At 72.9% G+C, this 11,968-nt stretch carries 12 protein-coding genes, 1 pseudogene and 1 riboswitch; of the genes and pseudogenes, 8 read left to right on the forward strand and 5 right to left on the reverse strand.

From position 1 onward, the window contains the following. The 4 genes and pseudogenes from J7E86_RS26580 to J7E86_RS26595 form a co-directional block, all read left to right on the forward strand. A pseudogene (locus tag J7E86_RS26580) lies at positions 1 to 321 on the forward strand (hypothetical protein); the annotation flags it as partial. 64 nt (positions 322 to 385) lie between these two features. Next, positions 386 to 1,123 carry a response regulator transcription factor gene (locus J7E86_RS26585; protein WP_215085035.1) on the forward strand — a complete coding sequence of 246 codons (738 nt, stop codon included), beginning with the start codon at positions 386 to 388 and terminating at the stop codon, positions 1,121 to 1,123. Then, positions 1,116 to 2,237, forward strand: a complete 1,122-nt coding sequence (locus J7E86_RS26590; RefSeq protein ID WP_215085037.1) for a sensor histidine kinase KdpD — start codon at positions 1,116 to 1,118, stop codon at positions 2,235 to 2,237. The genes J7E86_RS26585 and J7E86_RS26590 overlap by 8 nt, the downstream gene beginning before the upstream one ends. Positions 2,238 to 2,348: 111 nt before the next feature. Continuing rightward, positions 2,349 to 2,510, forward strand: coding sequence for a hypothetical protein (locus J7E86_RS26595; protein ID WP_215085039.1), 162 nt, complete (start codon positions 2,349 to 2,351; stop codon positions 2,508 to 2,510). A 28-nt stretch (positions 2,511 to 2,538) separates the two neighbouring features. Here the strand turns inward: J7E86_RS26595 and J7E86_RS26600 are convergent, their stop codons facing one another. Beyond that, complete coding sequence (locus tag J7E86_RS26600) at positions 2,539 to 3,666, reverse strand: HoxN/HupN/NixA family nickel/cobalt transporter (RefSeq protein WP_215085041.1); 1,128 nt, start codon at positions 3,664 to 3,666, stop codon at positions 2,539 to 2,541. Between the two features lie 31 nt (positions 3,667 to 3,697). Then, positions 3,698 to 3,915: riboswitch (cobalamin riboswitch) on the reverse strand. Positions 3,916 to 4,167: 252 nt separating this feature from the next. Here J7E86_RS26600 and J7E86_RS26605 point away from each other — a divergent pair. Next, a complete protein-coding gene (locus J7E86_RS26605; RefSeq protein WP_215085043.1) occupies positions 4,168 to 5,676 on the forward strand; it encodes an APC family permease in 1,509 nt (502 codons plus the stop codon). 107 nt (positions 5,677 to 5,783) lie between these two features. Then, on the forward strand, positions 5,784 to 6,365 hold the full coding sequence (locus J7E86_RS26610; protein ID WP_215085046.1) for a YIP1 family protein: 582 nt from the start codon (positions 5,784 to 5,786) through the stop codon (positions 6,363 to 6,365). Positions 6,366 to 6,474: 109 nt separating this feature from the next. Here J7E86_RS26610 and J7E86_RS26615 read toward each other — a convergent pair whose 3' ends face one another. From J7E86_RS26615 to J7E86_RS26630, 4 genes are all read right to left on the reverse strand, one after another. Further along, positions 6,475 to 7,689 carry a cytochrome P450 gene (locus J7E86_RS26615; protein ID WP_215085048.1) on the reverse strand — a complete coding sequence of 405 codons (1,215 nt, stop codon included), beginning with the start codon at positions 7,687 to 7,689 and terminating at the stop codon, positions 6,475 to 6,477. Between the two features lie 168 nt (positions 7,690 to 7,857). Further along, positions 7,858 to 9,069 carry an MAB_1171c family putative transporter gene (locus J7E86_RS26620; RefSeq protein ID WP_215085049.1) on the reverse strand — a complete coding sequence of 404 codons (1,212 nt, stop codon included), beginning with the start codon at positions 9,067 to 9,069 and terminating at the stop codon, positions 7,858 to 7,860. Then, complete coding sequence (locus tag J7E86_RS26625) at positions 9,062 to 9,697, reverse strand: hypothetical protein (protein WP_215085051.1); 636 nt, start codon at positions 9,695 to 9,697, stop codon at positions 9,062 to 9,064. Before J7E86_RS26625 ends, J7E86_RS26620 begins: the two co-directional genes overlap by 8 nt. Then, entirely contained in the window at positions 9,694 to 10,179 is a 486-nt protein-coding gene (locus J7E86_RS26630) for a helix-turn-helix domain-containing protein (RefSeq protein WP_215085053.1), read from the reverse strand. Before J7E86_RS26630 ends, J7E86_RS26625 begins: the two co-directional genes overlap by 4 nt. 290 nt (positions 10,180 to 10,469) lie before the next feature. On the opposite strand from J7E86_RS26630, the gene J7E86_RS26635 reads away from it, so the two are divergent. Both J7E86_RS26635 and J7E86_RS26640 read left to right on the forward strand, forming a co-directional pair. Then, positions 10,470 to 11,714, forward strand: a complete 1,245-nt coding sequence (locus tag J7E86_RS26635) for a hypothetical protein (RefSeq protein ID WP_215085055.1) — start codon at positions 10,470 to 10,472, stop codon at positions 11,712 to 11,714. After that, positions 11,714 to 11,968: hypothetical protein (locus J7E86_RS26640; RefSeq protein WP_215085057.1), on the forward strand; the 255-nt coding region annotated here is incomplete at its 3' end. The genes J7E86_RS26635 and J7E86_RS26640, both read left to right, overlap by 1 nt.

Raw genomic sequence — 11,968 nt, forward strand, 5'->3', positions numbered from 1 at the left:
CCCCCGGCACCCACACCACCACGCACTCCGCCCGCTCCCGCTCCCGCCCCGGCCCCGCCGGGCTCCCTGCCCGTCAGCGACCAGCCGCCGCCCCGGACGCCCTCGGCCGTCCCCTCCCCGCCTCCCTCCGCCGCGGCGCCGGCCCCGCCCGCGCGCCCGCCGTTCACCCGCCGCCCCTCCTACCGCGAGTCCGTCCAGCAATCGGGCAAGCAGCCCGTCCGCAGCATGTCGCTGGTCACCCTCACCCTGCTGATCACCGCTCCGGCCGTCCTGGCCGTCGCACTGCTGCGGCCCCGCTCCGGGAACCGGCGTGGCCGCTGACCCCCCGCCGCACCGCCCGTAGGCCCGTGCGGCGTCGCACCCGCCGCGGTGCGACGCTTACGGCATGCACCCCACGCAACCGCCCGCCCGCGTTCTCGTCGTCGACGACGACCCCACCGTCGCCGAGATCGTGGCCGGCTACCTCGACCGGGCCGGGTTCGCCGTCGAGCGCGCCGCGGACGGCCCCACCGCGCTGGAACGCGCCACCGCCGCCCGGCCCGACCTGGTCGTGCTCGACCTGATGCTGCCCGGCATGGACGGCCTGGAGGTGTGCCGCAGGCTCCGCGAACACGGCCCCGTACCGGTGATCATGCTGACGGCCCGCGGCGACGAGGAGGACCGGATCCTCGGTCTGGAGACCGGCGCGGACGACTACGTGACCAAGCCGTTCAGCCCCCGCGAACTGGTCCTGCGCGTGGAGTCCGTCCTGCGCCGCGCCCGCGTCCGGGCGGCCGTCACCCCGGGCTCCACGCCGCCGCTGCGCGCGGCCGGCCTTATCCTCGACCCGGCGAGCCGCCGCGCCGCCAAGAACGGCACGGAACTCTCCCTCACCCTCCGCGAATTCGACCTCCTGGCGTTCCTGCTGCGCCACCCGGGGCGGGCCTGCGGCCGCGAGGAGCTGATGCGCGAAGTGTGGGGCTGGGAGTTCGGCGACCTGTCGACGGTGACCGTGCACGTGCGGCGGCTGCGCGCCAAGGTCGAGGACGACCCGGGCCGGCCCCGGCTGATCCGCACGGTCTGGGGCGTGGGCTACCGCTTCGAGGCCGACGGCGCGGACAGCGGGGCGGCGGACCGTGCGTGACGTCCTGCTGATCGCCCTGTTCGCGCTGCTGGGCGCCGCGGCGGCCGGGCTGCTGGGCGCCCTGGCCCTGCGCGTGCTGCGCCACCGCTCGGTCGCGGTGTCCCTGACGGTGGTGGCGGCGGTCCCGGTGACGGCGATGCTGGCCGGCACACTGGCCGTGGCACGGGCGATGTTCCTCTCCTCCCACGACCTGACGGTCGTCACGACGGTGTGCGCGATGGCCGCGGTCGTCTCGCTCGCCACGGCGCTGCTGCTGGGCCGCTGGGTGGTGGCACGCAGCAACGCCCTGACGCACGCGGCGCGTTCCTTCGGCGACGACGGCGGCTTCGTCGCCCCCGCCGGTGGCGGCACGGCGGAACTGGCCGGGCTCGGCCGCGAACTGGCGGCCACGAGCGAGCGGCTCGCGCGGTCACGGGAACGGGAACGGGCGCTGGAGGGCTCCCGGCGGGAGCTCGTCGCCTGGATCTCGCACGACCTGCGGACCCCGCTGGCCGGTCTGCGCGCGATGGCGGAGGCGCTGGAGGACGGCGTGGCCGAGGACCCGCAGCGCTACTTCCACCGCATCCGCGCGGAGGTGGGCCGGCTGGACTCCATGGTCGGCGACCTCTTCGAGCTCTCCCGCATCCACGCGGGCGTGCTGCCGCTGAACCCGAGCCGGATGTCGGTGTACGACCTGGTGGACGACGCCCTGGCCGGGGCGGGGCCGCTGGCGCGCGAGCACGGGGTCCTGCTGGCCGGCGACCGGGTGGACGCGGTCCCGGTCGAGGTCGACGGCAAGGAGATGACGCGCGTCCTCGGCAATCTCCTCGTCAACGCCATCCACCGCACCCCCGCCGACGGCACGGTCGCGGTGGCCGCGCGGCGGGAGGCGGACACGGTCGTCCTGTCCGTCACCGACGGCTGCGGCGGCATCCCCGAGGACGAACTGCCGCGCGTCTTCGACACCGGTTGGCGCGGGTCCAGGGCGCGAACGCCACCGGGAGGCGCCGGGCTGGGTCTGGCGATCGTCCGCGGCATCGTCGAGGCCCACGCGGGCCGGGCGGGGGTGCGCAACGTGCCGGGCGGCTGCCGGTTCGAGGTCGTTCTGCCCGTGGCCCGGCCGGAGTTCACCTGATCGTGGGGACGGCGTCACTCGTGCGGTCCCTCTTCGGGTGACCGACGCATGCGACCGGCACCCCTGGGCAGCTCGGGGAGGTCAACCACCCCGCGAGGGAAGGAAGTTCGCATGCGTCGTCGTATCGTCGCCGTCCTCGCCGAGGTGGCCGCGTGGTTCGGGGTCCGGACCGCGCCGGCCGACTCCCCCGGCGACGGGGACGGAGCGGCGGACCCCGAGGACGCCGGCGCACGGGTTCCCCCGCGGGCGCGTGACCTCCCCGGCGATCCGTAGCCGGGCCGCGGCCGGACCGTACGGCCCGTCAGCTCTCGGTCGCCCCCGCGGGCGCCGTGCGCTGCGCCCACCGCTGCTCGACCTTGGCGAAGCGCCAGTACGCGAGCGCCGCCGCCCAGACGACCACGAACAGGCCGACGATGACGAAGCCGACGTTGTCGAGGTTGATCCCGGCGATCCAGGCGGTGACCCCGTCGTCGAGGCCGAGCTTCTCGTGCAGCACGCTCACCAGCTCGATGGTGCCGATGAGGAAGGCGACGGCGATCGACAGGCCAGTGATGGTGAGGTTGTAGAACACCTTGCGGACGGGGTTGGAGAACGCCCACTGGTAGGCGAAGTTCATGAAGGTGCCGTCGAGGGTGTCGAAGAGGCTCATGCCGGCGGCGAACAGCAGCGGCAGGCACAGGATCGCGTACCACGGCAGGCCGGCGGCGGCGCCGCTGCCCGCCATCACCATCAGGGTGACCTCGGTGGCCGTGTCGAAGCCCAGGCCGAAGAGGAAGCCCAGCGGGTACATCTGGCCGGGGCGGGTGATGGAGCGGGTGAAGCGGCCGAGGACGCGGTTCATGAAGCCGCGCGAGTCCAGGTGCCGCTCCAGCTCCGCCTCGTCGTAGCGGCCCTCGCGCATGGCCCGGAAGATCCGCAGGATGCCGGCGAGGGCGACGAGGTTGAGTGCGGCGATGAGGTAGAGGAAGCCGCCGGAGACGGACGTGCCGATCACGCCGAGGGTCTGGTGGGTGGTGGAATCCTCGTCCATCAGCTTGCCCGCGACCTGAGTGCCGCCGGCCACCAGGGCCGCCATGGCGACCACGACGCTGGAGTGCCCGAGCGCGAACCAGAAGCCGACCGAGACCGGGCGCTTGCCGTCGGCCATCAGTTTGCGGGTGGTGTTGTCGATGGCGGCTATGTGGTCGGCGTCGAAGGCGTGCCGCATGCCGAGGGTGTAGGCGGTGATGCCGAGCCCGACGCCGTAGACCTTGGAGCCCACGGCGTAGTTCTCGGGCACGACGAGCAGGTAGAGGACGCCGAACGCGACGACGTGCAGGGCGGCGATGACGGCCAGCAGGCCGGCGGTCCGTACGGTGTCCTGACGGCGCCAGTGGAAGGCGGGCGGCGCGCCGGTGGGGGTGGCGGGACTGTCGATGGGCAGGGACATCTGAGGGTGAACGCTCCAAGCACCTCGTGGATCATTGCGTCGGTGCCGTGGCCGGTCTCCTGGCTTACGGGTGTTCGCGCGCCCGCCCCTGCCTTCCCGGCCGCGCGTGGCGGCCAGTGGCCCCGCGCGCCGTGGGGGCGCGCGGAACGGGACGGGAACTCCCCGATCACAGTGGCGAGGGCCGCTCCGGAATCGGGCCACGAGGGCCTGTCACCGGTCTTCCCGAACACCACGGCCGGGCCACCATAGCGCTCTGACCGGCCTTTGTGACACAGAGGTGGCAGTTGCCACATATACGCAATAGTGCCGGGCGGGGCATCGCGCCGGGCCCGTTTGCGCGTTCACCGCCCCTCGGCCGGCGGCGGAACCTACACTGCGCCGTCCGGGCGGTGGCGCTCCGCCCGCGCGGTTCACCGCTGTCCAGGTGATGGACGTGTCCGGCACGCCGGTGTACGAGTGCACTGACGGACGACCCATCCGGCACGAGAAAGGCTGACCGCCATGGCAGACACGGAACGACGGCCGGAGCCGCGGGTCGGGTTCGTACGCCGCATCGGGCTGTTCCAGGCCACCGCCCTGAATATGAGTCAGATGTGCGGCATCGGACCGTTCGTCACCATTCCGCTGATGGTCGCGGCCTTCGGCGGTCCGCAGGCGGTCATCGGGTTCGTCGCGGGCGCGGTGCTCGCCCTCGCAGACGGGCTGATCTGGGCCGAGCTGGGGGCGTCGCTCCCGGGGGCCGGGGGCAGTTACGTCTATCTGCGCCAGGCGTTCCAGTACCGCAGCGGCAAGCTGATGCCGTTCCTGTTCGTGTGGACGGCGATGCTCTTCATCCCGCTCGGCATGTCGACGGGGATCATCGGCTTCGTGCAGTACCTGGGCTATCTGTGGCCGGGCATGGGACGGACCCAGGGCGACCTGGTCGGGCTGGCCGTCGTCGCGCTCATCCTCGCGGTGCTCTGGCGGCGGGTCGAGAACATCGCGAAGATCACGGTCGTGCTGTGGTGCGTGATGATCGCCTCCGTGGTGCTCGTCATCATCGCCGCGTTCACCCACTTCAGCCCGGGTCGCGCCTTCACCTACCCGGCGCACGCCTTCGAGTTGACCACCAACCACTTCTGGATCGGCTTCGCGGCCGGCCTGACGATCGGCATCTACGACTACCTCGGTTACAACACCGCGGCCTACATGGGCGCCGAGATCAAGAACCCGGGGCGGACCCTGCCGCGCGCCATCGTCTTCTCCATCCTCGGCATCATGGCGATCTACCTGCTCCTGCAGATCGGCACGCTCGGCGTGATCGACTGGAAGCAGATGCTCGACCCCGACTCGGCGGCCTCCTCCTCCGTCGCCTCGGCGGTGCTGGAGGCGGCCTGGGGCAAGGGGGCCGCCCGGACCGTCACGGTGCTGATCCTCGTCACCGCCGTGGCCTCGGTCCTCGCCGGGCTCCTCGGCGGCTCCCGGGTCCCCTGCGACGCGGCCCGCGACAAGGTCTTCTTCCGCGCCTTCGGCACGCTCCATCCCCGTCACCGCTTCCCGGTCCTGGGGCTCGCGTCGATGGGTGCCATCACCGCGGTCGGGTTCCTGATCGGCCGTCATACGGACCTGGCGACGCTCATCCAGCTGCTGACCACCGTGATGGTGATCGTGCAGGCCCTCGCCCAGGTGCTGGCCGTGACGGTGCTGCGCCGCCGCCAGCCGGGGCTGCGGCGCCCGTACCGCATGTGGCTCTACCCGCTGCCGAGCCTGGTCGCGCTGGTGGGCTGGCTGGTCATCTACGGCTACGCGGACAAGAACTCACCGGGCCGGCACCCCATCGAGTGGTCGCTCGCCTGGGTCGCGGCGGGCTGTATCGCCTTCGTGCTCTGGGCGCGCTTCGAGAAGGTGTGGCCGTTCGGGCCGCGGGAGATCACCGAGGAGTACCTGCACGGCACGGACCCCGGCTCCGACCCGGACACCGGCACCGACCCGGACACCGACCCCGACACCAGGGCGCCCGCGCCGGTCTGACCGCGCGTCACCCCGGCCACTTGCGGAATTCTGGATTCCGGACCGGGGACCGGTATCCGGGCCGGGCGGTGATAGAACTTGCATCCATGCCTGTGAGCCCCTCCCCCATGCCCTCCCCTTCGCACGCGCCGGCCCCGAAACCGCGCGGACCGCTGTGGCACCGCCTGATATTCGGGCTCTGGTACCGGCCCGTCGAAGTGCTCGACGAGGCCCGGGACCGGAGCGTCTGGGGCACGGCCGCCTTTCTGTGCCTGCTGTGCGGGGCCCTGGGGACGGTCGGCAAGGACTCGTTCCGCGGACAGTGGCGGGTGAGCCCGACGCTGGCGCTGGAGGCGATGGCCATAGCCGACGGCGTGCTGCTCCTGGCCAGCCTGCTGCTGGGAGTCGTCACCCAGGCCATCGCGCGCCGCCTCGGCGGCAACGGGAAGTTCGGCCCGACCGTCACGCTGTTCGTCGTGCTGTTCTGGGCCACGGACCTGCCGCGGCTGGCGCTCGACGCGTGGCTGCCGGGCGATTCCTTCCCCGTACGGGCGGCCGCCTGGATCACCTCGGCCTTCGGCTACGCCTTCGCCGCCCTGCTGATCCGCGGCCAGCACCACCTGCCGACGCACAAGGCGGTGGCGGCGGTGAGCATCCAGATGCTGGCGGCGGTGGCGCTGCTGAAGTTCCCGCACGGCGCCGGCCACTGACGTCGAAGGCCCGCCCGGTGCGACGGGGGATGCACACCGGGCGGGCTCGAAGACAGTTCTACCTCATCAACGATGGGTTATGCATCAAAAATCTGTTCGCCTTTGCCGATTACCAACGAACAGGAAGCGAAATCAGGCCACGCGCGCGCATCGATGGACGCCACTCCAGCTCCTCGCGTGGCACGTCGAGCGTGAGCCCCGGGAACCGCTCCAGCAGCACTGCCAGCGCCGTTTCCGTCTCCATCCTGGCCAGCGGCGCGCCGAGACAGTGGTGAATGCCACGCCCCAGCCCGAGATGTCCGCTTCGTTCGCGGCTCGGATCCAGCCGTTCCGGATCGGGGAAGTGACGAGGATCACGGTTGGCGGAGGCGATCGAGAGGAGCACCGTCTCCCCCGCCGGCACCGTCACGCCGCCGATCTCGACGTCCTCCAGAGGAAACCGGCGGATCGCCAGCGGGGCGGGGCCGTCCCACCGGATGAACTCGTCGACCGCCGCGCTCAGCCCGGCCGGGTCCGCGCGCAGCTCGCTCAGCAGGCCGGGGTGGTCCAGCAGGGCGAGGACGGCGTTGGCGATCAGGTGGACGGTGTTCTCGTAACCGGCGAAGAGGATGAGGAAGGCCAGCGAGGTCAGCTCCTCCTCGGAGAGCCGGTCGGCACCGCCCTCGCCGTCGCGGGCCGCGATCAGGTCCGAGAGCAGGTCGTCGCCGGGCTCGGCGCGCTTGCTCGCGATCAGCCCGGTGAAGAACCGCATCATGCCGACGACGGCTTCCTTCGCCAGGTGCGGCCGCTGGGGATCGGGCGTGATCAGCGCGTCGGTCCAGGTCCGGAAGTCCCGCCGGTCCGCCCGCGGAACGCCCAGCAGGTCGCAGATGATGATGATCGGCAAGGGGCCGGCGTAGGTGGCGAGCAGGTCCGTGCGCCCCTCCGCCTCGACGGCGTCGAGGAGTTCGCCGGCGAGCTCGCGCACCGGCGCGCGCAGCTTGTCGACCCGGCCCGGGGTGAACGCCTTCACCACCAGGCGGCGCACCCGCGTGTGGTCCGGCGGGTCCATGTTCAGCAGGTTGGCGTCCAGGGCGGGAGGCAGCGAGAAGCCGCTGTAGTTGCCGGGCACGGCGTTGCTCTTGTCCAGCGAGAACCGCGGGTCGTTGATGGCCCGGCGGACGTCGTCGTAGCGGGTCACCAGCCAGGCGGGCTTGCCGTCCGGGCCGGTGAAGCGGTGGACCGGGCCGGCCTCGCGCAGCCGGGCGTAGGTGCCGTACGGGTCGGTGAGCAGTGCGGTGACATCGATGGGCGCCAAAGCGCCGGGCGGGACGGAATTCTGCATGGAACCCGACTCTAGACGGGGCCGCCCTGCCCTGGGGCGGGCCGGGTGACCGGGTGGTGACGCGCACGGGCGGCACCGGGTCCGTACGGATACGGACCCGGCGCCGGCCTGTGGCGCAGGCGGCCTTGACCCCCGTCCATGGCCGCCTCGTCTGTGGGCCGCTCGCCGTCAGGGACGGCGTGCCGCGCTGATCTCCCGTAGTTCGGTGAGCACCGCGTCGACCACCGGGTCGTGGTAGACGTCGGCGACGCGCGCCAAGTGCTCGTGCTCTTCCGCCGGGTCGGCGCTGACGGTCATCACGACACTGTCGGCGTGCGGCGCCGGCACGTGCCCGGTGACCTGGTTCTGCAGGCCCCGGCGCAGGGCCGCGGCCTCGACGACCGCGGCGAGCCGGCGCTCGTCCAGCGCGGCCTCGGTGGCCTTGCGCCGGGCGATGTCCAAGGTGGCGGCCTCGACATGGCGGCGCAGGCCGCGCTGGATGTCGCGGATCTCGGCCATCTGCCGGTTGGCCCGCCACTCCAGGTCCGACAGCGGCCAGCGGGCGGACCAGCGGTGCTCGTCGATGGTGACCTCGGGGGCGTGCGCGGTGACGGCCCGCCACAGCGGCTGGAGCCGGCGCAGCCGGCGCCAGGCGGAGACCCGGGGGCCGGCGGCGGGGAGCGAGAAGCCCAGCAGGACCAGCAGCGCGGCGACCGAGGCGCTCATCGGCGCGACGCCGTTGGACAGCCAGTACGCGTCGTGGCCGGCCCAGCTCAGGACGAAGCCGACCAGCTTGCACAGGCAGTACAGCAGGCCCAGCCAGCAGCCCGCGGCGAGCGTGCGCAGGCCCTTGGAGAGCCAGCAGGGGCCGAGTTGGGCGGCGTAGCGCGGGCACAGGGCGCCGAGCCCGGCGAGGCTCGTCCCGAAGATGGCCAGATACAGCACCAGGAAGGCGACCACTCCGGGCGCGTGGGCGTAGGCGGTGCTGAAGTCGCGGGGGTGCTCCACGTCGTCCGGCCGGCCGACGGCGAAGCAGGCGATCGCGGCGGCCCAGGCGAGGACCACGGCCGCCATCGCCCACCGCGAGCGGGCGGCGGCGCGGGCGCGGGCGGGCTCGTCGCCGCGGCTGGTCCAGCGCAGCAGCAGCACGGTGGCGCCGGACGCGAACAGCACGACGGCGGAGTACAGGAAGACCATCGCCAGGTTGGGCACGCCGGTCAGGCGGTCGAAGGCGCGGTAGACGCTGGGCGCGGAGAAGAGGAAGACGACGGGGACGCCGGAGGTCATCAGCGCGGTCAGGCCGAGGTCGACGTTGCCGCGGTCGCGCAGCCAGGCGCGGGTCTTGTAGCCGACGATGGCCCAGGTGACGGCGGAGAAGACGAGGTAGATGGCGTCAAACATCGGCACCTCCGTCCCGCAGCCGCTGGCGTACGTGCTGGAGCGCCGGCCCGAGCGAGGCGGCGAGCTCCGCGGCGGGGCCCTCCAGGGCGGTCTCCTGGCCGGGCGGCGGGGGCACGACCTTCTCCATGAGGAGGGTGCCGAGGATCTCGGTCTCGCGCTCGGTGAGGTTGTCGTAGCAGTGGTGGCGCGCGAGGCCCACGGTCAGGCCCATGCGGCGCATGGCGGTGGCCACGTCGACCGACGGCGTCCACACCTTCAGGGCGTCCTCGGTGACGGCCGGGTCCTGGTCGTGGCCGAGCAGCAGATGACCGATCTCGTGCAGCACGATGTGCACCTGGTGCCAGGGCGAGGTCTTCTGCTCGTAGATGACCCAGAAGGCGTCGTCCGTGGTGGCGGTCATGCCCGAGACGACACCGTTCAGGCTCATCGGGACCAGGCGGAGGGGCCGGCCCACACGGCGCGCGACGACGTCGCACAGGCCCTGCAGATCGGTCGACGCGGGCAGCGCGAGCTCATGGATGAGCTGCTTGCAGCGGCGTCGTATCCGCCCCACTCGCATGCCTGCACCGTCCTCGTCCTCGGTACGCCGCCAGTAGGTGAAGAGCTGGTCGTCCGCCGTGACGGTCACGGTCGCTCCTCACCACCCGCGTCGGGCGGGTCGGCCGGAAGGTTCATCTGCTGCCGGAACTGGGCAATGATCGTGTTGAGGCTGTCCTGCACCTCCGGCGGCAGTCCCACCGACCGCAGGGCTATGGCCCGTACGCGCTGATCCCTCATGGCGACGAGGAAGCGGACCTCCTCCTCCACCCGCTCGGCCTGCGAGGCCGAGAGGTCGCCCATCAGATAACCGACCGGCACGGCGAAGAATTTCGCCAGCGCGCGCAGCACGTCCGGACTGGGGTTGGCACGCCTGCCGTTGCGGAGCATCGACAGATACTGCTCGGTGAGCTTGACCCCGCCGTACTCCTGGGTGCCGCGGCTGATCTCGTCGGCCACGTGCCCGTTGGTGTAGGGCGCCCCCGGCGGATGCATGTTCGCGAACAGGTAATTGAGCCGCTCCGCGAGCGGGCTGCCCGCTTCACCTGCCGACCTGTCGCCCCCGACTGCCATCTGCTCCGTCCTTACGGGCCGTTTCGCCACCTTCTGCACGTAATCTCACGGCCAGTTAAGCCCGAGGTGGCCGCGCAGAGCATCCTGTCACGGGAGGGCGCCTCAGCACTAGTCCACCCCAGGTTACGGCTGGACCACCGACTTAACCACGAGTTGATGACCCCTGCCGGGCGGAGCGTGGCAAGGATGCGTCGAGGTCGCTGCAAGCATTGCGTCAGGGCGCCCTGGCATCGTCCGGACCGGCGGAGAAACCGCCGGGAAGAGACCGGATGAGTGGGGGATTGGTGCCGATGTCTGCTGCCCGCGGACGCCCGGGGACCGGGCCGGAGCCGGAGGGCCGGTGGCTGACGCTGCCGGACTGCAAGCGTGTCCTGGTCGTCGTGCACACCGTGACCTACGGCCAGCGGCTGCGCGAGGTCTTCGCGCTGCTGGAGGGGGACCTGCGGATCCAGGTGGCCTTCACGGTCGCCCCGCACGCGCTCGGTGAGGGGGCCGCCCGCTTCCTGCGGGAGCTCGGAGTGGCGGTGCTGCCCTGGAAGTCGGCGGCGCGCACCGGCTTCGACCTGGCCCTCGCGGCCGGCTCCCGGGGGATCGAGAGGGTGCGCGGCCCGCTGATCCGGCTTTCGCACGGCGCCGGGCACATCAAGCTGCTGCGCGAGGACCACGCGCCGGCGGAGCCCGCGGCGGAGCGGCCGGCCGGGATGCTGAGCCGCCAGTACCTGACGCGCGGCGGCCGGGTCGTGCCCGCCGCCATCGCGCTCGCCCACGAGCGGGACGTGGCGGAACTGCGGCGCTGGTGCCCCGAGGCGGTGCCGGTGGCGGCGGTGGTCGGGGACCCGGACCGCGACCGGCTCGCCGCGAGCCTGCCGCACCGGGAGGCGTACCGGCGGGCGCTGGGCGTGGGCGCCCGGCAGCAGTTGGTGGCCGTCACCACCACCTGGGGCCCGTCCTCCTCCTTCGGCCGCTTCGACGCGCTGCTGCCGCGGCTGCTCGGCGAGCTGCCGCCCGACCGGTACCGGGTGGCCGTGCTCGTCCACCCCAACGTCTGGGCCGGGCACGGCGACTGGCAGATCCGGACCTGGCTGGCGGGCTGCCGGGCCCGGGGCCTGACGCTGGTGCCGCCCGGGACGGACTGGCGGGCGGTGCTGGTCGCCGCGGACTACGTCATCGGCGACCACGGCTCGCTGACCTCCTACGCGACGGTCACCCCCGCGCCCGTCCTGGTCGCCCGTTTCCCCGAGCGCGAGGTGCACCCGGCCTCCCCGGCGGCCGCGCTCGCGCTGGCGGCACCGGCGCTGTCGCCGCTGCATCCGCTGGAGGATCAACTGCGCTACGCCGCCGCCGAGTACCGCCGGCCGGAGTACGCGCGGGTGGCCGCGCTGCTCTCCTCGGAGCCGGGCCGGTTCAACCGGCGGATGCGCGCGCTGATGTACCGCCTGCTGGGGCTGGGCCAGCCCGCGTACGCGCCGGTCACCGAGCCCGCGGCGGTGCCGCCACCGCTGGAGCGGCCGGCTCCGGTGCCGGGGCCGCGGTGATGCCGGACGCCGGACGCGCACTGGTGCTCGTACGGCTGACGGGCCGTGACCGCCGGGCGACGGTGGAGTCCGCGGTCACCGAGCGGTGGAGCGCGGACCCGGGACCCGGGCCGGGCGGCCGCCCGGCCGGCGTGGACGTGCACTGGAGCGTGGACCCGGACGGCCGGCAGGGCCGGCTCTGGGTGGAGAGCGCCGACGTCCTGCGCTGCGGGCGCGCCGCACCCGGCACGGGCGCGGCGGTGCGGCGGGTGCGG

The sequence above is a fragment of the Streptomyces sp. ISL-11 genome (genome assembly GCF_018614525.1).
GTDB lineage: Bacteria > Actinomycetota > Actinomycetes > Streptomycetales > Streptomycetaceae > Streptomyces.

What these genes read in the sequence shown, in the direction of transcription:
- J7E86_RS26585 (WP_215085035.1), top strand. Translation starts at nt 386, where the DNA reads ATGCACCCCACGCAACCGCCCGCCCGCGTTCTCGTCGTCGACGACGAC.
- J7E86_RS26595 (WP_215085039.1), top strand. Translation starts at nt 2,349, where the DNA reads ATGCGTCGTCGTATCGTCGCCGTCCTCGCCGAGGTGGCCGCGTGGTTC.
- J7E86_RS26600 (WP_215085041.1), bottom strand. Translation starts at nt 3,666, where the DNA reads ATGTCCCTGCCCATCGACAGTCCCGCCACCCCCACCGGCGCGCCGCCC.
- J7E86_RS26605 (WP_215085043.1), top strand. Translation starts at nt 4,168, where the DNA reads ATGGCAGACACGGAACGACGGCCGGAGCCGCGGGTCGGGTTCGTACGC.
- J7E86_RS26610 (WP_215085046.1), top strand. Translation starts at nt 5,784, where the DNA reads ATGCCCTCCCCTTCGCACGCGCCGGCCCCGAAACCGCGCGGACCGCTG.
- J7E86_RS26615 (WP_215085048.1), bottom strand. Translation starts at nt 7,689, where the DNA reads ATGCAGAATTCCGTCCCGCCCGGCGCTTTGGCGCCCATCGATGTCACC.
- J7E86_RS26620 (WP_215085049.1), bottom strand. Translation starts at nt 9,069, where the DNA reads ATGTTTGACGCCATCTACCTCGTCTTCTCCGCCGTCACCTGGGCCATC.
- J7E86_RS26630 (WP_215085053.1), bottom strand. Translation starts at nt 10,179, where the DNA reads ATGGCAGTCGGGGGCGACAGGTCGGCAGGTGAAGCGGGCAGCCCGCTC.
- J7E86_RS26635 (WP_215085055.1), top strand. Translation starts at nt 10,470, where the DNA reads ATGTCTGCTGCCCGCGGACGCCCGGGGACCGGGCCGGAGCCGGAGGGC.